This is a genomic window from Streptomyces sp. NBC_00076 (genome assembly GCF_045041235.1).
In the GTDB taxonomy this organism is placed as follows: Bacteria; Actinomycetota; Actinomycetes; order Streptomycetales; family Streptomycetaceae; genus Streptomyces.
Genome location: NZ_CP108242.1, coordinates 5,665,677 through 5,684,347 on the forward strand (window position 1 = coordinate 5,665,677; position 18,671 = coordinate 5,684,347).

An 18,671-nucleotide genomic window follows, 5' to 3' on the forward strand; every position below is an offset into this window, starting at 1 on the left:
TCAGCATGCGATACCGCGGAGGCGTTTTTCGGGCGCTCGATAGAATGAGCCGACCGCAGTACATATGCGTATGTGTGGACTGCGGATACACAGACTGATGGAGCGAGGAGCGCACGTGGGCCTTGTCGTGCAGAAGTACGGAGGCTCCTCCGTAGCCGATGCCGAGGGCATCAAGCGCGTCGCCAAGCGAATCGTGGAAGCGAAGCAGAACGGCCACCAGGTGGTCGTCGTCGTTTCCGCGATGGGCGACACGACGGACGAGCTGATCGATCTCGCCGAGCAGGTATCTCCGATGCCTACCGGCCGTGAGTTCGACATGCTGCTGACCGCCGGAGAGCGGATCTCCATGGCCCTGTTGGCGATGGCGATCAAAAACCTGGGCCACAGCGCCCAGAGCTTCACCGGCAGCCAGGCCGGCGTCATCACCGACTCGGTCCACAACAAAGCGCGGATCATCGACGTCACGCCCGGCCGGATCCGGACCGCGCTGGACGAGGGCAACATCGCCATCGTCGCCGGTTTCCAGGGCGTCAGCCAGGACAAGAAGGACATCACCACGCTCGGCCGCGGTGGTTCCGACACCACGGCCGTCGCGCTCGCCGCCGCCCTCGACGCCGAGGTGTGCGAGATCTACACCGACGTCGACGGCGTGTTCACCGCGGACCCGCGGGTGGTGAAGAAGGCGAAGAAGATCGACTGGATCTCCTTCGAGGACATGCTGGAGCTCGCCGCCTCCGGGTCGAAGGTGCTGCTTCACCGGTGTGTGGAGTACGCGCGCCGCTACAACATCCCGATCCACGTCCGCTCGTCCTTCAGCGGACTGCGGGGCACGTGGGTCAGCAGTGAGCCGATCGAGCAAGGGGACAAGCAGGTGGAGCAGGCCATCATCTCCGGTGTCGCGCACGACACCTCCGAGGCCAAGGTCACGGTCGTCGGTGTGCCGGACAAGCCGGGCGAGGCCGCCGCGATCTTCCGTGCGATCTCCGACGCCGAGATCAACATCGACATGATCGTGCAGAACGTGTCCGCCGCCTCCACCGGCCTGACGGACATCTCCTTCACGCTGCCGAAGACCGAGGGCCGCAAGGCCATCGACGCCCTGGAGCGGAACAAGAGCGGCATCGGCTTCGACTCGCTGCGCTACGACGACCAGATCGGCAAGATCTCCCTCGTCGGCGCCGGGATGAAGACCAACCCGGGCGTCACCGCCTCCTTCTTCGAGGCGCTGTCCGACGCGGGCGTGAACATCGAGCTGATCTCGACCTCCGAGATCCGTATCTCGGTGGTCACCCGCGCCGACGACGTGAACGAGGCCGTCCGGGCGGTGCACAGTGCCTTCGGGCTCGACTCCGACAGCGACGAGGCCGTCGTCTACGGGGGCACCGGACGCTGATGGCAGGGACGGGATCCGGCCGATCCGGACGACCGACGCTCGCGGTCGTGGGAGCGACCGGAGCCGTCGGCTCGGTCATGCTCCAGATCCTTTCGCAGCACGCGGACATCTGGGGCGAGATCCGACTGATCGCCTCCCCGCGCTCGGCCGGCCGCAAGCTGGCCCTGCGCGGTGAGCAGGTCGAGGTGGTGGCGCTCACCGAGGACGCCTTCGACGGGGTCGACGTCGCCATGTTCGACGTCCCCGACGAGGTCGCCGCCCGGTGGGCGCCGATCGCCGCCGCCAGGGGCGCGGTGGTGGTGGACAACTCGGGCGCCTTCCGGATGGACCCGGAGGTGCCCCTGGTCGTGCCCGAGGTCAATCCGCACGCGGTCCGCGTCAGGCCGCGGGGCATCATCGCGAACCCCAACTGCACGACCCTCTCCATGATCGTGGCCATGGGCGCGCTGCACGCCGAATTCGGGCTGCGCGAGATGGTCGTCTCCTCGTACCAGGCGGTGAGCGGGGCCGGCCGGGCAGGCGTGGAGACCCTGCGCCAGCAGTTGTCCCTGGTCGCCGGCACGGAGCTGGGGACCAGCCCCGGGGACGTGCGGCGGGCCGTCGGCGACAACACCGGGCCGTTCTCCGAGCCGGTCGCGCTGAACGTCGTACCGTGGGCCGGGTCGCTGCGCGAGGACGGCTGGTCCTCCGAGGAGATGAAGGTGCGTGACGAGTCGCGCAAGATCCTCGGACTGCCCAGGCTGCCGGTCGCGGTGACCTGCGTGCGGGTGCCGGTCGTCACCACGCACTCCCTGACCGTCCATGCCCGCTTCGAGGGCGAGGTCACCGTCGGCAAGGCGCGGGAGATCCTCGCCACGGCCCCCGGGGTGGTTCTCTTCGACGATCCGGCGGCGGGGGAGTTCCCCACGCCCGCCGACGTCGTGGGTACGGATCCGACCTGGGTGGGTCGGGTACGCAGGGCGCTGGACGATCCGACCGCGCTCGAACTCTTCGTGTGCGGGGACAACCTGCGCAAGGGCGCGGCCCTCAACACCGCGCAGATCGCCGAGCTGGTCGCGACCGAGTTCGGCTGAGGTCGGCTGAGCTCGGTTCGGTTCGGCGACCGCTCGGCTCAGTTCGGCCGGGTTCGGTCCTGTTCAATCGGGTTCCTCATCGTTCAGGAGAGTCCGGCCGATTTGGATCTGTTCGAATCGTTTCGGTCCGGATTCGGGTGACGAAAGCGCCTTCCCGGACGCTTGGTGTTACGAGCGACACGTGCTGCTGCACGGCATTACTGCCGGAAAAGTCCTGGCTGAAACCGCATTCATTTGTAGGATCTGTGTATGACATGTGGTGCGGACGTTGGTCCGGACCACTTGAACCGAGCCCGCTCGGCGTTCGAAGATTTGGCTCCCCGCCCTCCGCAACCGCGCGGAGGGCGGGGAGCGTCTTTGCGGACGCCCTTCAGTGGGCGCGGGAGCGTTTTACGGGGCGTGGGGACGCCCCGGTCATTCAGGACACAGGGGAAGAGCGGGTAGGGCATGAGCGCGTTTGACGCACGGTCAGTTGTGCTGCCTGACAGAAGACCGTCGGTCTCGTACAACCCTGATGGGGTGAAGCGTGTCCAACAGGCGTGGCAGAAGTACTCGACTTCATTGCGGTCCCGCGCGGCTCGGCTCTCCGGCCGCCCCGTGCGGCCCTACGACCCCGCATGGCCGGCACGTCCGGTGGTCTGCCGGTGATCGCGCCCATGCCCGCAGCGCGACCCACCCGCATACCGAACCAGCGCGACGGTGCCGAGTACGCCGAGGACACGGTGGCGGCCGGAACCACCGTCGACCACCTCACCGAGACCTACCGCGCGCACTACCGCTCACTGCTGGGCCTCGCGGCGCTCCTCCTCGACGACACCGCTTCCTGCGAGGACGTCGTCCAGGAGGCGTTCATCCGCGTCCACTCCGCACGCAAACGCGTCCGTGACCCGGAGAAGACGCTCGCGTACCTGCGTCAGACGGTCGTCAATCTCTCCCGCTCCGCCCTGCGCCGCCGCATCCTCGGCCTGAAGCTGCTCTCCAAGCCGATGCCGGACATGGCGAGCGCCGAGGAGGGGGCCTACGACCTGCTGGAGCGCGACTCCCTGATCAAGGCGATGAAGGGCCTGCAGCGCCGCCAGCGCGAGGTCCTGGTCCTTCGCTACTTCGCGGACATGACCGAGGCGCAGGTCGCCGAGACGCTCGGGATATCGCTGGGCTCCGTCAAGGCGTACGGCTCGCGCGGCATCGCGGCCCTGCGGGTCGCCATGGAGGCCCCGGCATGAGCCGCGACCACGACGGGCGGCGTCATCTGCACGTCACCCACGAGCACGAGCCGTACGAGTGGCACGAGCCGACAGACCGGCCGGGCAACCAAGAGCCGAAGCAATCGCACGCTGGGAACGGAACTGTGAACGACGGCCCCGACGACCAGAGCCCCACCGGGCTCGACTCGGAAGAGCTGGTACTGCGCAGGTTGCTGCACCAGGCGGTCCAGGAGGTCGAGCCGCGCGACGGCACGCTGGACCACCTGCGCAAGGCGGTGCCCGCCCGACGGGCCCGCAAGCGGCAGGCCGTCGTCGGCATGGCGGCCGCCGCGCTCTTCATCGGCACCGCCATCCCGGCCCTGTGGCACGTCTCCACCTCCAACGGCCTCAGCGCCGACCCCTCCATCGCCGGACACGGCTCGCAGGCTCAGGGCGGTGCCGGTCAGGGCAAGGACCCGGACGGCGGAGAGAGCACCTCCGGCGGGTCCGCGGGCAGGACCGAGGACAAGGGCAAGCCCGCGGAGAAGGAAAGCGGCAAGAGCAAGGCCCCCGGCAGCGCCTCCGGATCGAGTACCGGCTCAGGCACCCCGCCCACCAGTGCGGCGGGCGCCTCGGTGTGCACGCCCACCGAGATCGGCTCGCCCACCCAGACGGTCAACGCCCCCGACTCCGTCGGCGCGGTCTACGGCACCTTCCGCTTCACCAACGTCTCCGGCGCCGGCTGTACGGTCAGCGGGCCGGGCACGGTGGCTCCGACCCCGCAGGGGGCCGCGGACGCCACCAAGATCAGCACGGTCCGGCATGTCGCCGGGGACGCGGCGGCCGCCCTGCCCGACCCGTCCCTGGAGGCCGCCTCACTGCTCCTCCAGCCGGGTTCCTCGTACGAGGTGCAGTTCGCCTGGGTGCCCTCGGAGACCTGTCCCACGACCGGCGGTGACACCACCGGCGGCGAGACGGGCAACCCGACACCCGACCCGTCGCCCACGGACGGCACCACCACGGACGGCGGCACCACCACGACCGGCGATCCCGGCACCTCGGCCCAGCTGCTCACGGAGGACGCCACGGTCGACGGCAGCGTGACCGTCACCAACACGGCGGAGGGCGGCGCACCGTCGGTCTCGGCGGTCGTGTCCAACGCGTGCGCGGGCACGGTGTACTGGACGGGCGTACTGGCCGGGGCCTAGGGCTGTAGAGACACCGTGCGTCGGTGCCGGCCCCTGGCCGGTCAGGGGCCGGCGCCTCGCCGGGGGTGCGGCCTCGGGCATTGAGGTCGCTCGCGGGCACCGGCCCGAAGTCAGACGGCCACCCGCTCCTGGTCCCCGTCCGGTTCCGGCACCAGGCCCAGCTCCGCGTCCCGCAGGAACTCCACCTCGCGCCGCAGCAGCCGGAACCACATGAACACCACGAACCCGGCGAAGACGAACCACTCCCCGGTGTACCCCAGGTTCTGGAACGCCTTCAGGTCCAGCCCCGAATCCGCGGGCGCCGCAGCCGGCACGGCCGTCATCCCGGAGTCCGCCCGGGCCAGCGTGACCCAGGCGTCGTAGACGTCGTACGGCACCAGGTTCACCAACGACGCCGCGCTGATCGCCGCGGTCTGCCCCGCCGGGAGACCTCCCTGTGCGCTGACCCCGTTGTCCCCGGGCGTCTCGGACGCCTGGAGGGCCCCGGTGACGGTGACCTCACCGCGCGGCGCGGCCGGCACCTTCGCCTGGTCGGGAGAGCCCGGCAGCCATCCCCGGACGACGGGCATTGCCTTGCCGCCGTCGACGCGCAGCAACGTCAGGACGTAGTAGCCGTCGCGGTCGTCCAGCTCACGGTCCGGGATGAGCAGCTGCTTGCCGTAGTGCCCGGTCGCGGTGACCTGTCGGCCGGAGGTCGCCTTGTCCACCGGCAGCATCTCGGACAGTGGACGGGCAGCCTCACGCCCACTGGTCGCGGCCTGTGTCTCGGCGCTGCGCCCTTCCTGCATCCGGTCCTCGAAGCGGCTCAGCTGCCACGACCCCATGAAGACGCAGAAGGGGATGGCGAGCAGCACGAAGACGTTGATCCCCCACCAACGGGGCGTCAGCAGAAACCGGTACACGCCTTCCAAGGTACGGGGCTCCCCGGCCGGCCAGGGTCGCGGGGTCGCTGCCGGGCCCGCCGCCGACCGGGAAAGTGAGGGCTTCGGAAGAGCCCGGTCCAAGTTGTCCACAGGCTGGGGGTCTGGTCGGCGCGTTGTCGGTCGGGGCGGGCAGTATGGGGTCATGACTGAGAGCAACGGGTCCGCCTCACCCGAGCGGAACGAGGACATGCCGGACATGCCGGACTGGGAGAAGCGCTTCCGGGCGCCTCGGGTGTCGCTGCCCGACTGGGCGGAGGACGCGCCGGACCGCTCCCTGTTCGTGTCGAACGCGACGGGGACCTACGAGTTGTACGCCTGGGACCGATCGACGGGTGAGCAACGCCAGGTGACCGACCGGCCGAACGGCACGACGGACGGCGTGCTCTCCCCGGACGGCCGGTGGGTGTGGTGGTTCGACGACAAGGACGGCGACGAGTTCGGGGTCTGGCGCCGCCAGCCCTTCGAAGGCGGGGCGGACGACCTCGCCACGCCGGGCCTGGAGGCGTCGTACCCGGCGGGGCTGGCCCTCGCCCGGGACGGCCGTACCGCGGTCGTGGGCCGCTCCACCGACGAGGACGGCACGACGATCCATGTCTCCCGCCTCGGCGAGCAGCCGGTGCAGATCTACCGCCACCGCGAGTCGGCGGGCGTCGGCGACCTCTCGCACGACGGCTCACTGATCGCCGTCGAGCACACCGAGCACGGCGACGCGATGCACTCGGCGCTGCGCGTCCTGCGCCCCGACGGCACACCGGTCGCCGACCTCGACGACACCAAGGGCGGCACGGAGGAACTCGGCCTGGAGGTCCTCGGCTTCGCTCCGGTGGACGGCGACACCAGGCTGTTGATCGGCCACCAGCGCCGGGGCCGCTGGGAGCCCCTGGTGTGGGACGTGGCAACCGGCGAGGAGACCGACCTCGCCCTGGACCTGCCCGGTGACGTGGGCGCCGAGTGGTACCCGGACGGCTCCGGCCTGCTGATCGCGCACAGCTTCGAGGCCCGCAGCGAGCTCTTCCGCTACGACCTGGCGACCCGGGAGCGGATCAAGGTCCCGACCCCGCCGGGCACCGTCTCCGGGGCGACGGCCCGCCCGGACGGCAGCGTGGAGTACCTCTGGTCCTCGGCCGCCGAACCGCCGACGGTCCGCTCGACGACGGGTCGGTCCGTCCTGGACCCGCCCGGCATGAAATCCCCGGGATCCGTCGCCGTGGAGGACGTGTGGGTGGAGGGCCCCGGCGGTCGCATCCACGCCCTGGTCCAGAAACCGGCGGGCACCAGCGGCCCGCTGCCCACGGTCTTCGACATCCACGGCGGCCCCACCTGGCACGACAGCGACGCCTTCGCGGCCGCCCCGGCGGCCTGGGTCGACCACGGGTACGCGGTGGTCCGCGTCAACTACCGCGGCTCCACGGGCTACGGCCGCGCCTGGACCGACGCTCTCAAGCAACGGGTCGGCCTGATCGAGCTGGAGGACATCGCGGCGGTCCGGGAATGGGCGATCACCTCGGGCCTGGCCGACCCCGACCGCCTCGTCCTCACCGGCGGCTCCTGGGGCGGCTACCTCACCCTGCTCGGCCTCGGCGTCCAGCCCGACGCGTGGACGCTGGGCATCGCGGCGGTCCCGGTCGCCGACTACGTCGCGGCGTACCACGACGAGATGGAAGCCCTGAAGGCCATGGACCGCACCCTGCTGGGCGGCACCCCGGAGGAGGTCCCGGAGCGCTTCGAGGCGTCCTCACCCCTGACCTACGTCGACCAGGTCAAGGCCCCCGTCTACATCTCGGCCGGCGTCAACGACCCCCGCTGCCCCATCCGCCAGATCGACAACTACGTCAAGCGCCTGGAGGCCAGAGGCGCGGTACACGAGGTGTACCGCTACGACGCGGGACACGGTTCCCTGGTGGTGGACGAGCGCATCAAGCAGGTGAGACTGGAACTGGACTTCGCGGCACGGCACTTGGCGGGCTAGGTCCTGTCGGAGAGACGACCCCGCAATGGTGCGGCAGGGCGAGGGGCAGAGCGGGCGGCCACGGCCTGCTCGGTCTGCTTCTCGTCCTGGCCGGCCACTTGAGTCGGGCGGGGGGTGGGTGCGGCGCTCCTATGTGCCCGCCCGCTCCCGGCTCCGCCGCCCCAGCAACTCCGCCAGCCCCCGACGGGTGGCGGCGAGGACAACCCGGTCCGAGCCCCGCAGGACATACGTGTCCGGCAGATCCCACACCAGCCCCGAGCCCCCCGAGGGCCGTACGTCGTCATACGCCTCCTCCGCGGCCGGCTCCTCCCGTCGGCCGTCGGAGGCGCCGGTGTCCAAAGCCAGCACCCGCCAGGACCCGGCCCGGAACGCCTCCCCGACCGTCTTCCCCTCCAACTGCGGGTGCCCGCCCACCTCCACCGCCGCGAACAACAGCACCCGCCGCTCGACCGGGATCGCTCCCAGGATCTGGCGCCCCATCATCGCCCCGGCGAACGCGGGCGCCGCCAGGTGCGACACACTCCGGCTCCGCGTGGACGCCGCCGGGTGCGCCGCCCGCAGGGTGCGGTACACGGCGGTCGCGAAGTCGTCGTCGTACAGCCGAAGGACGACCCGCAGATCGGGCCGTACGGATCGGGCGTACAGCACGGCCTCCAGGTTCGTGGTGTCCGCGCTGGTCACCGCGAGCAGGGTCTGCGCGCGGTGGACCTTGGCGGATTCCAGGACGCCCTCCTGGGTGACGTCCCCGAGGATCACCGGCACCCGTAGGCGTCGTGCCGTCGCGAGCCCGCGTGCCTCGGGATCGGATTCGACGCACACCACGGGGATGTTCAGCTCACGCAGCCGCATCAGCACCCGCGTGCCGACCTTGCCGAGTCCGAGCAGCACGACATGCCCGCTGAGCCCACGCGGCGGCTTGCGCAACGCGGACGCGGTCCGGAAGGTGCCCAGCGCTTCGAGCACCGCGGCCAGCAGCACCGGCAGGAGCAGCAACCCGACCAGACCGGAGAGGAGTTGAAGGATCTGCCGTCCGGTCGCCGCCCCGATGGCGGGGTCGTCGATGGCGAAGAGATCGAGCAAGGTCAGATAGAACGCGGCCAGTGGATGCATGTTGGGCGTGACCAGCCACAACGCCACCGCAAGCGCGATCACGCACCCCACCGAACCCGCCAGCGACCACCGCAGCCGACGCGAGAACAACGAGGAGAACGGCGGCACGATCCCGCGCCCCGCCGGCAGCGCCGGCCCGGAGTACGAGACCTGTTCCAGAACGACGGTCCCGCGCCCGGTCGCGGCCCGTACCGTCTCCGCGTCCGGCAGCAGTTGGGGCCCCTGGTCGTCGCCGCTGTCGGAACCGTCCGCGCCCGCCGGATCGTTGCCGGCCGCGGACAGCAGCGCGAGGGTGGCCAGCCCCGGGTCGGCCACCCGGCCGGGCCCCGGCGGCGGCCGTTCCACCGCACGCAGCAGCAGCCCGTCGGTCTGGACGACCTTGCTGGTGCCGACGATCGCGGAGGCCGCCAGCGCGGGCGCGGCCGTGTCGGCGTCGGACATGACGGTCGTGGAGGCGTCGAACACCGCCGCCGGTCCGGTCGTACCGCCCGTCGCCAACGCCGCCGCCTGGTCGAGGAGTTCCTCGATGTGCTGGCCGAGTCGCCGGTTGTACAGCCGCAGTACCAGCCGCAGGCGGGGGTTGAGGCGGCGGGCGGTGAGGGCGGCGCGGATGTTGGTCTCGTCGTCGTCGTACACGAGCGCGAGGGCCGCCGCCCGGTCCACGCCCGCCTCGGCGAGGACGGCCTCGGCCGGCTCGGCGGCCTCCACCACCCGGGCTTCGGGGGCGGGCGGGTCGGAGGCGCCGTTGCCACCGCCCCGGTTGACGGCCGCGTTCACCACCCGGTCGAGCAGCGCCGACGCCGTGCGGGCCCGTCCGACGACCGGGGGCCGTACGCTGCGTTCGGAGGGCGGAACGACGAGCGTGACCCGCTCGCCGTACACCTCGCGCAGTTCGGCGGCCAGTCGGTGCGCGAGCCCGTCGTCGCCGCACACCACCATGTGCGCGCCGGCGTCACCGGGCGGACTCTGATTCGGAACGGTTGCCACAAGGGGCAAGACTGCCTGAACGGGACGAGTGGTTCCAGCACGGGTCGGCACGTGGTGCACGCACGCGGTGCCCGCACACAGTGAACGACCGCTCCTCGTCAGCCGTACTGAAGGGGAGGTAACCAGCGCCCTTCCGCACCACCGGAGGTACCTCGGCCGTGGCCGTCACCAAAGCAGCCCCGCGGGACAGCGGGGCGGACATCGGTCGGGCGCCGGACACAGAGGGCCCGCGCCGCCTCAACTCGCCGCTCGCGCTCACCCTGTTGCTCATCCTCCTGGTGCTGGCGCAGGGCCCGATCCGGCGGGCGCTGTCCGACCCGGTGATGCAGAGCTGGATGACCGTGTTCGTCGCGGTGATCGTGCAGGCGCTGCCCTTCCTGGTGCTGGGGGTGCTGCTGTCGGCGGCCATCGCGGTGTTCGTCCCGCCGTCCTTCTTCGCCCGCGCGCTGCCGAAACGGCCCGCGCTGGCGGTCCCGGTGGCGGGCATGGCCGGCGCGGTGCTGCCCGGCTGCGAGTGCGCGTCCGTACCGGTGGCCGGGGCGCTGGTACGCCGGGGCGTCACCCCGGCCGCCGCGCTCGCGTTCCTGCTGTCCGCCCCGGCGATCAACCCGATCGTGCTGACGGCGACCGCCGTCGCCTTCCCGAACGACCCCGAGATGGTCCTCGCCCGTTTCGTCGCGAGCCTGCTGGTGGCCTGCGCGATGGGCTGGCTGTGGCAGCGCGTCGGCCGCGCCGACTGGCTGCGCCCCCCGGCTCGCGCGGCCTACGACGGCCAGAGCAAGGGGGCTGCGTTCTGGGGCTCGGTCCGCCATGACGTGATGCACGCCGGGGGCTTCCTGGTGGTCGGCGCGATGGCCGCGGCCACCCTCAAGGCGGTCGTCCCGGAGGAGTGGCTGCGCATGGCGGCCGGCAACCCGGTGGTCTCCGTGCTCGCCCTCGCGGTACTGGCCGTGCTGCTGTCGATCTGCTCGGAGGCGGACGCGTTCGTGGCCGCCTCGCTGTCGCAGTTCTCGCTCACCGCGCGGCTGGCGTTCCTGGTCGTCGGCCCGATGGTCGACCTGAAGCTGTTCGCGATGCAGGCGGGCACCTTCGGCCGCGGCTTCGCCCTGCGGTTCGCGCCCACCACCTTCGTCCTGGGGGTCACCGTGGCGGTCCTGACCGGGGCGGCGATCCTGTGAACCGCCAGGCACAGGCGGCGGTCCTGTTCCTGCTCGGCGCGGCCCTCCTGCACGCGGGCCTCACCGACCTCTACCTGCGCTACGTCAAGGCCGGCCTGCGCCCGATGCTGCTGGCCTCCGGCGTCGTACTGATCGCGGCGGCCCTGGCGACCGTCTGGTACGAGTGGCGGGCGAAGAAGGATGCCCACGCGGACCACCAGGCGGACCACGCGGAGCCCGCAGAGCACGCAGGTCACACCCACCGCGAACCCCGTGTCTCCTGGCTGCTCGTCCTCCCGCTGCTCGCCCTGATCCTGGTCGCGCCGCCGGCCCTCGGCTCCTACAGCGCCCTGCGTGCCGGTACGGCCCTGCAACAGCCGTACGGCTACGCGGATCTCCCCGTCGGCGGCACCCTGCGCCTGAGCCTCGTCGACTACGCGGGCCGCGCGATCTACGACCGCGGCCGTTCCCTGGAGGGCCGGCAGATCAAGGTCACCGGCTTCGTCGCGCTGGACCACTCCGGCTCCCCCTACCTGGTCCGCATGGCCCTCAACTGCTGTGCCGCCGACGCGCAGCCGGTGAAGATCGGCCTGACCGGCCGGATCCCCCCGGTTCTGCAACCGGACACCTGGCTCGAGGTCACCGGCACCTACACCGCCCGCCGCACCAAGGACCCGGTCAACCACGGCCCGATCCCGTATCTCGACGTCACGGCCGCCAGGCCGGTCCCGACACCGCAGGACCCGTACGACGAGAGCTGGAACAACTGACGGGCGCCTGAGCTCTCAGTCCCTCAGTCCCCAAGCTCGTCAGTCCTCGTCGGTCCCGTCCTCGGCTTCCTCTTCGCCGCCCTTGTCTTTGCCGGTGTTCGGCTCAGGCGGTTGCTTCTCGCCCTTCTCCCCTCCCTCCGGGGACGCGATGGGGGAGGGCACTGTGGGAGAGGGCGCGGTGGGGAAGGACGCTGTGGGGGAGGGCACGGTGGCGGAAGGCTCGGATGCGTCGGGCAGTGCGGCCTCCGTGGCCGGGGCGGCGCTCGGCGTCGAGGCCGGCGTGACGGCGGGGGCCGTCGTGTCCGGGGTGTCGTCGGCCGGGGTATCCGCGGTACTGCGGCCCGGCGCGAACCAGAGCATGCCGGCGACCATCGCGGCCAGGAACACCACCGCCCCCGCGATCAGCCCGCCCGTTCTCGACCGCCGCGGGCGCCGGTCCGCCCGTCGGGTGGCCGCCGGCAGCGCGTACGTCGTAGGGGGCCCGGTCTCCGCGCGGAACCCTCGCGCGGGGCCGCCCGTAGCAGGGGATGCGGCAGGCGTAGGCGTGCGCGTGCGCGTGTGCCTCGGTCCCGGCGTCGGCATCCGCGTGGGCGCGGGTTCGGGCAGTGGTTCGGACCGCCCCTGCCACGCCCCGCCGCCGAACCACTCGGCGACCTGCTGTGCGGTCGGCCGGTCCGCGGGCTGCTTGGCGAGCAGCCCGAGGAGGTAGTTCTCGAAGGCGGGCGGGATCAGCACGCCCAGTTGGCGGGGCGGTACAGGGGCGTTGTCGAGGTGCTGGTGCAGGATCGCGACCGCGGTGTCGGCCTGGAACGGCGGGCGTCCGGTGAGGAGTTGGTACAGCACACAGCCCAGCGCGTACACGTCGCAGGCCGGTCCGGCGGGTCGGCCGAGGGCCCGCTCGGGGGCGAGATAGAGGCTGGTACCGACGATCTGCCCGGTGGTGGTGAGCGCGCCGGACGGGTCGTCGACGAAGCGGGCGATGCCGAAGTCACCGATCTTCAGGGTGCCTTCGGCGTCCTGTAACAGGTTGGCGGGCTTGATGTCGCGGTGCACGATGCCCTGCTGATGGGCTGCGGCGAGCCCGTCGGCGGCCTGGGTGGCGATCCGGGCCACCTGCTCGGCGGGCAGCGGTCCGCCCTTGCTGAGACGGCCGGCGAGGCTGTCGCCCTCGACCAGTTCCATCACGAGGAAGAGGCGTCCGTCGAACTCGCCGAAGTCGTACACCCCCACCACGTACGGGTGGTTGAGCCGCCCGGCGGTCTGGGCCTCCAGCCGGAAGCGGGAGGTGGCCGTGGGGTCGGAGTCGTGGGGGAGGAGCAGCTTGACGGCCACCGTCCTGCCGAGGGTCTCGTCGTAGCCCCGCCAGACCTCTCCCATCGCACCGCGACCGATGGGATCCTGCAGCCGGTATCGGCCCGCAATCAGCACCTGTTCGTCATCCTCATGCCGTAAGACGTGTCGATGGCCGCAGGCCGAACTCACCGCGCTACGTGGGGTGGTGGTCGTGGGGGGTGCCGCAGCCGCCTCAGCGTACCGGCTGCCGGGGCCTCGTCATGACCGTCGACTCTGGAGATCTGACGACCCGTCAGATATGGTCGCCCCGCCGGTCCGTGCCGGGCGGTGCCTAGTCGAAGGGGTGAGTGCCATGGAGACCCGACCCGAGTGCGCGCGACCGCAGGGGACCCCCCGCTGGGTCGCGCTGTTCTACCGACCGGACAAGGCCTCCTGGCAGGTGGGCGCGGAGTCGCCCGACCGCTCACCTGTCCTCTACGCGCTGGGCGAGATGACCCAGACCCTCCGGGCCCGCGGTGACGAGGTGACCGTCGCGCTGTGGGGCCCGAAGGACGAGGACTGGCACCGCTACGACGCCTCCGCCACGCCTGTCACTTCGGCCACTTCGGCCACTTCGGCCACTTCGGCCACTTCGGTCACGACGCCCGAGCCGGCCTCCGCCGCCGAGGAAACCGAGGAAACCGAGGAAACCGAGGAGGAGGTCCCCAAGAAGGAACCCACCAAGCTCGCCGAGCGCATGGACGACCGTCGGCACCAGGCACTCATGGCGGGCCTGAGCAAGGCGGGCCTCTACGATCTCGCGCCGGACGACGTGACAGCCGTACGGACCCTCGTCGACCGACTGGACGAGACCACGGTCCGCACCCTCGCCAACTGGCTCGCCACCGCGGCGGAGCGCTAGTGCCTGTCGCCTTTCCGAAGCGGCTGCGGGACGGGCTCCGCGGGGCACGGAAAGGCCCGACCGCTGGCGACGGGGGATGCACCAGCGATCGGGCTATGGCCAACACTAACAACGCCGCATGTCCGTCGGGAGCCGACTCCTGACCCGTACCGAGAAGTTGTGATCGGGATCACGTACCGCACGGGGGATCGTACGAGAGGCGTGGCAGGTACTCGTGCCACTTCTCCGGCGTCAGTACCCCCCGCGTGGACGAGCAGATACGGCGAATGGCCTCGTCGGTGTCCAGGTCCCAGAGCCGGACGGTGTCGGTCCCGCTCGACACTCCGAGCATGTGGCTCTTCGGACCGAAGGACAGGAAACTGCCGGTCTTGGCGTTCGGACTCATCGACTGGCCGATGGGAGAGGCGTCGGAGGGGCGGGCGACGTTCCAGAGCCGGACCGTGTTGTCGTTGCCGCCGCTGGCCAGGGTGCGGTCGTCCTGGCTGAACGTCAGCGAGACGACCGCTTCGGTGTGGCCGGTGAGGGGGGAACCCAGCCGGGTCGCCTTCCGGGGGTCGGTGACGTCCCAGAGCCGAACCGTGCCGTCGTCGCTGCCGCTGGCCACCGTACGGCCGTCCGGACTGTAGGCGAGCACGTTGATGGGGCCGAGGTGCCCCCGGAGAGGCGCGCCGAGGCGGGCCGCATGACGGGGGTCGGCGACGTTCCACAGCCGGACGGTGCCGTCCGCGCCGGCGCTGGCCAGCGAGCGACTGTCCGGGCTGAAGACGAGGGAGTTGACGTAGCCCGTGTGACCGGAGAGAGGCTTGCCGAGCGGACGCGGACGGGACGGGTCGCTGACGTTCCACAGCTGAATGGTGCGTTCGTCATGGGCGGTTGCCAGCGTGCGCCCGTCGGGACTGAAGGCCAGCGCGGCCACGATCCGTGTCCGCAGCGCGAGGGGCGGACCGTAGGAGACCGGCCGAGCCGGGTCGGTGACGTTCCACAGCCGCACCGAGCGCCGTCCGGTCTGCACCGCGAGTGTGCGGCCATCGGGGGAGAAGGCCGGCACACGCGCCTCACCCTCCCCGGGCTTGAAGGGTTCGCCCAGCAACACGGGCCGGTTGGGATTCCCCACGTTCCACAACCGGATCTTTCCGTCGAGCGCGACCGTGACGAGCACCTGCCCGTCCGGGCGGAACGCTCCGACGCCGCCGACCATGTCCGATGTCGGTATCGACCACAGGCGGACGGTGTTGTCACCACTCCCGGTGGCGAGGGTCCGGCCGTCGGGGCTGAAGTCCAGGGCGTACATCTCGCCGTTGCTCCCCGCGAGCGGCTCGCCGACCTGCGAGGGGTATGCCGGATCGGTGACGTTCCACAGGCTCGCCGTACTGTCCTCGCTGGCGGCGGCGAGCGTGGTTCCGTCGGGGCTGAACGCCACGGACCAGATGGGACCGGTGTGGCCGGTGAGCGGCGTGCCGAGCGGCGCCGCGTGCCGGGGGTCGGCGACGTTCCACAGCCGGACGGTGTTGTCCGCGCCGCCGCTGGCGAGGGTCCGGCCGTCCGGGCTGAACGCCACGGAGTGCACCAGGTCGGTGTGGCCCCTCAGCACCCTGTCGATCGGCACCGGATGACGCGGATCGGCCGTGTCCCACAGCCTGATCGCGTCGTCGTCGCCACCGGCGGCCAACGTCCGGCCGTCCGGGCTGAACGCCACGGTGCGCACGGCGTCGGTGGGACTGGTCAGCGCGCCGAGCGCCTTCGGCCGGCTCGGGTGGCCCACATTCCACAGGCGTACGGTCTGATCGTCGCCGGCGGAGGCCAGAGTCCGCCCGTCCGGACTGAAGGCGATCAGGTAGATCGTGCCGTCATGGCCGGTCAGGGGTGCGCCGAGCGGCTTCGGATGACTGGGGTCCCCTACGTCCCACAGCCGTATGGTGCCGTCGTCGGAGGCGCCGGCGAGGGTGTTGCCGTCCGGGCTGAAGACCGCGCTGCTCACCCAACTCGTGTGGCCGGTGAGCGGCTTGCCCAGCGGCTCGGGTCGGGTCGGCTCGCTCACGTCCCACAGCCGTATGGTGCGGTCGTTGCTGGCGGTGGCCAGGGTCCGCCCGTTCGGACTGAACGAGGTGAGGTAGACGGCGCCGGTGTGGCCGGGCATCGGTGTGGCCAGCGGCGCGTTCACGATCGAGATCAGCCGGTTGTTCGTGTCCTCGTCGTCGGGCCGCAGGTCGTGTGCCACCAGGTCGAGCTGGGCGGACAGCGACGGATCGGTGTACTGGACACGGTCGGCCTCGGCGACCACCTGCTCGAACACCGCCTCGTCGCGCTGCTGCCAGGCGACCACCGCCGCGCCCACGGCCAGCATGGCCAGCACGACCAGCGCCGACACCGCGCCGCGGCTGATCCACACGGTCCGCCGGCGCAGCCTGACCGAAGCGGCCAGGAAGTCCACCGCGCTGCGGGTCAGGAAGGTGTCACCGGCGGTCTTCGCCCAGCTCTGTGCCTGCTCCAGACGTGAACCCCGGTAGAGCAGCGACGTGTCACGGTCGGATTCCTCCCAGGACCGGCCGTCCTCCTCCAGCCGCTGGCGCAACAGGTGGTCGCCGCGGTCCTCGTCGATCCACTCGCGCAGGCGCGGCCAGGCGTGCAGCAGCGCCTCATGGGTGATCTCGACGGTCTCCGCGTCCAGCGTCACCAGCCGGGCCCGCACCAGCGCTTCGAGCGACTCCTCCGTCTTGCCGGGGTCCGTCGACTCCTTGGCCAGCTGCCGCCGCGTGCCGCGCCGCCGGGTGGCCTGGGTGTCCTCGCCGAGCCGGACCAGCCGCAGCAGCAGCAGCCGCGCGGCCGTCCGGGCCGCCGGGTCCAGCCCCGACCAGGCCCGCTCGGCGGTCGCGGCCACCGCGCCCTGGATCCCGCCCGCCGCGCGATACCCGGCCAGCGTCAGCCGCCCCGCCTTGCGCCGCTGCCAGGTGGCGAGCAGCGCGTGAGACAGCAGCGGCAGCGCCCCCACGTGGTGCGCCCCGCGCGGTCCGTCGGCGCTCACCTCCCGCACGATCAGCTCCGCCAGCCCCGGCTCCAGCTCCAGCCCCACCGCCTTGGCCGGCCCGGTCACCGACTCCCGCAACTCCGTGGCGGTGAGGGGGCCGAGCACCATGTGGCGGTGCTGGAGCGCGTCGGCCAGTTCGGGATGTCCGAGGCACTGCTCGTAGAAGTCGGCACGGATCCCGAGGACCACGAGCACGGGGGCCGGGCCGGTGCCGGGCGCGTCCGGACCGGCGGGTGCTCCCGGTCCGGCGGGCGTGGACGAGGAGGGCACGGGCGCCGAGGGCGTGGACGCGGCGGGCATGGACGCGGCGTGCAGGACCTGGACGAAAGCCTGCCGTTCGACCTCGTCGGAGCAGAGGGTGAACGCCTCCTCGAACTGGTCCACGATGACGACGGGACGCCCACCGGACGGCGCCTCACGCCGCGCCCACCAGGCGAACGCCTCCTGCACCGAGCCGGCGAACGCAGGGGACTGAGCCGTGTCGAAGTCGACGCCGGTCAGTTCGGGAACCCGGCGGATCAGCTCCTTGAGCGGATCGGCACCCGGGACGAGCTGGAGCACGGGACGAGCCGGACCACTCTCGCCGCTGAGCGCCCCGTTCCGCACCGCGGTCACCAGACCGGCGTTCAACAGGGACGACTTCCCGGCCCCCGACGCACCCACGAGCATCACCAGACCACCGGTCGGCTCGGCCGCGCGCAGCTGCGCGACGAGTGCCTGAGTGCTCCGTTCCCGCCCGAAGAACCACCCGGCGTCCTGCTGCCGGTAGGAGGCCAGCCCCCGATACGGACACACCCCACCGGCCAGGGACGAGGCGTGACCCCGGGCCGACGACTCCTCGCCCGTCTCGGTCTCCGTCTCGGTCTCGGCGGCGGGACGGTCACCGACCGGATCGGCCACCGCCCGTTCCCACAGCCGCTGCCACTGCCCCAGGTCGTACAGCCCGTTGGACACCGGGGCGGGGCGCGCCCGCCGTGCCTGGGGTATGAGGACGTGCAGCACCGCGGCGAGAGCGGGGAACTGGGCCGGCACGTTCTTGGCCCGCCGCCAGTCACTGATCCGCTGGGCCGACACCCGCACGGGCCGCCCCCGCTCGTCGACCCGCCGCAGCCGTACGACCGCCTCGGCGACGCTCTTGAGGGGAGGGTTGCCGGCCTCCTTGTACAACAGCGCGAGACGCTCCGCGAAGGCCGTGCGTGCCCCTGAGTCGGAACTCAAGGTCCCACCCCTTACTTCTCCCGCGCTTGAATATCCGGACCGGAAAACTCACCTTATACGTCTGACCTGCGCTTATGTATCCGGAGGGGTACCGGAACCTACTCGCGTGGAGCCGCGACTGGCAGGATCACCCCGTAACAACGCGGCAACCGGACGTCACCAGGACAGGCCATCAGCTCAGCGCTCGGAGAGACCCCCCACGGCTTGGCGCGTTCCCCGTCGGCACCCGCCGCGGTCACGGGACAGCACCGCCGGTCTCCTCACCCGGGCCCGAGGGATCCACCAAGATCCGCCACAGGTCCCCGATCCACGCCCGCCCGGCGCGGATGGACGCGTCCGCACTGTCCGGCACCGGTCCCCACGAGGGGAGGGACCGGCGCCGGGCGACGCGTTGTGTCGACCGGCGCCGGGCGACGCGTTGTGCCCCCGTGATCCGTTCGGAGTCATTCCCGAGTCATTC

At 71.6% G+C, this 18,671-nt stretch carries 12 protein-coding genes; 8 read left to right on the plus strand and 4 right to left on the minus strand.

What is annotated here, in order from left to right; translation table 11 throughout:
- Positions 1 to 115 precede the first annotated feature (115 nt).
- The 4 genes from OHA64_RS25840 to OHA64_RS25855 all read left to right on the plus strand — a co-directional run bounded on the left by OHA64_RS25840 (position 116) and on the right by OHA64_RS25855 (position 4,858).
- On the plus strand, positions 116 to 1,393 hold the full coding sequence (locus tag OHA64_RS25840; RefSeq protein WP_405616989.1) for an aspartate kinase: 1,278 nt from the start codon (positions 116 to 118) through the stop codon (positions 1,391 to 1,393).
- On the plus strand, positions 1,393 to 2,466 hold the full coding sequence (locus OHA64_RS25845) for an aspartate-semialdehyde dehydrogenase (RefSeq protein WP_405616991.1): 1,074 nt from the start codon (positions 1,393 to 1,395) through the stop codon (positions 2,464 to 2,466). The genes OHA64_RS25840 and OHA64_RS25845 overlap by 1 nt, the downstream gene beginning before the upstream one ends.
- A 617-nt stretch (positions 2,467 to 3,083) precedes the next feature.
- Complete coding sequence (locus OHA64_RS25850; protein ID WP_405616993.1) at positions 3,084 to 3,689, plus strand: SigE family RNA polymerase sigma factor; 606 nt, start codon at positions 3,084 to 3,086, stop codon at positions 3,687 to 3,689.
- Positions 3,686 to 4,858 (plus strand): hypothetical protein, encoded by a 1,173-nt coding sequence (locus tag OHA64_RS25855; RefSeq protein ID WP_405616995.1) that lies wholly within the window; start codon positions 3,686 to 3,688, stop codon positions 4,856 to 4,858. Before OHA64_RS25850 ends, OHA64_RS25855 begins: the two co-directional genes overlap by 4 nt.
- Before the next feature lie 110 nt (positions 4,859 to 4,968).
- Here OHA64_RS25855 and OHA64_RS25860 read toward each other — a convergent pair whose 3' ends face one another.
- Positions 4,969 to 5,760, minus strand: a complete 792-nt coding sequence (locus tag OHA64_RS25860; protein WP_405616997.1) for an SURF1 family protein — start codon at positions 5,758 to 5,760, stop codon at positions 4,969 to 4,971.
- Between the two features lie 163 nt (positions 5,761 to 5,923).
- Here OHA64_RS25860 and OHA64_RS25865 point away from each other — a divergent pair, with 163 nt between their 5' ends.
- Positions 5,924 to 7,750 (plus strand): prolyl oligopeptidase family serine peptidase, encoded by a 1,827-nt coding sequence (locus tag OHA64_RS25865; RefSeq protein ID WP_405616999.1) that lies wholly within the window; start codon positions 5,924 to 5,926, stop codon positions 7,748 to 7,750.
- A gap of 129 nt (positions 7,751 to 7,879) precedes the next feature.
- Here OHA64_RS25865 and OHA64_RS25870 read toward each other — a convergent pair whose 3' ends face one another.
- Entirely contained in the window at positions 7,880 to 9,799 is a 1,920-nt protein-coding gene (locus OHA64_RS25870) for an NAD-binding protein (RefSeq protein WP_405624110.1), read from the minus strand.
- Positions 9,800 to 10,005: 206 nt separating this feature from the next.
- Here OHA64_RS25870 and OHA64_RS25875 point away from each other — a divergent pair, with 206 nt between their 5' ends.
- Both OHA64_RS25875 and OHA64_RS25880 read left to right on the plus strand, forming a co-directional pair.
- Positions 10,006 to 11,025 (plus strand): permease, encoded by a 1,020-nt coding sequence (locus tag OHA64_RS25875; protein ID WP_405617001.1) that lies wholly within the window; start codon positions 10,006 to 10,008, stop codon positions 11,023 to 11,025.
- Positions 11,022 to 11,774 carry a TIGR03943 family putative permease subunit gene (locus OHA64_RS25880; protein ID WP_405617003.1) on the plus strand — a complete coding sequence of 251 codons (753 nt, stop codon included), beginning with the start codon at positions 11,022 to 11,024 and terminating at the stop codon, positions 11,772 to 11,774. The genes OHA64_RS25875 and OHA64_RS25880 overlap by 4 nt, the downstream gene beginning before the upstream one ends.
- A 39-nt stretch (positions 11,775 to 11,813) precedes the next feature.
- Here OHA64_RS25880 and OHA64_RS25885 read toward each other — a convergent pair whose 3' ends face one another.
- On the minus strand, positions 11,814 to 13,202 hold the full coding sequence (locus OHA64_RS25885) for a protein kinase domain-containing protein (protein WP_405617005.1): 1,389 nt from the start codon (positions 13,200 to 13,202) through the stop codon (positions 11,814 to 11,816).
- 217 nt (positions 13,203 to 13,419) lie between these two features.
- Between OHA64_RS25885 and OHA64_RS25890 the strand changes: the two genes are divergently transcribed.
- Positions 13,420 to 13,968, plus strand: a complete 549-nt coding sequence (locus OHA64_RS25890) for a hypothetical protein (protein ID WP_405617007.1) — start codon at positions 13,420 to 13,422, stop codon at positions 13,966 to 13,968.
- Between the two features lie 169 nt (positions 13,969 to 14,137).
- Here the strand turns inward: OHA64_RS25890 and OHA64_RS25895 are convergent, their stop codons facing one another.
- Positions 14,138 to 18,211, minus strand: coding sequence for a hypothetical protein (locus tag OHA64_RS25895; RefSeq protein WP_405617009.1), 4,074 nt, complete (start codon positions 18,209 to 18,211; stop codon positions 14,138 to 14,140).
- Positions 18,212 to 18,671: the final 460 nt, after the last annotated feature.

What these genes read in the sequence shown, in the direction of transcription:
- OHA64_RS25845 (WP_405616991.1), top strand. Translation starts at nt 1,393, where the DNA reads ATGGCAGGGACGGGATCCGGCCGATCCGGACGACCGACGCTCGCGGTC.
- OHA64_RS25850 (WP_405616993.1), top strand. Translation starts at nt 3,084, where the DNA reads ATGGCCGGCACGTCCGGTGGTCTGCCGGTGATCGCGCCCATGCCCGCA.
- OHA64_RS25855 (WP_405616995.1), top strand. Translation starts at nt 3,686, where the DNA reads ATGAGCCGCGACCACGACGGGCGGCGTCATCTGCACGTCACCCACGAG.
- OHA64_RS25865 (WP_405616999.1), top strand. Translation starts at nt 5,924, where the DNA reads ATGACTGAGAGCAACGGGTCCGCCTCACCCGAGCGGAACGAGGACATG.
- OHA64_RS25870 (WP_405624110.1), bottom strand. Translation starts at nt 9,799, where the DNA reads ATGGTGGTGTGCGGCGACGACGGGCTCGCGCACCGACTGGCCGCCGAA.
- OHA64_RS25890 (WP_405617007.1), top strand. Translation starts at nt 13,420, where the DNA reads ATGGAGACCCGACCCGAGTGCGCGCGACCGCAGGGGACCCCCCGCTGG.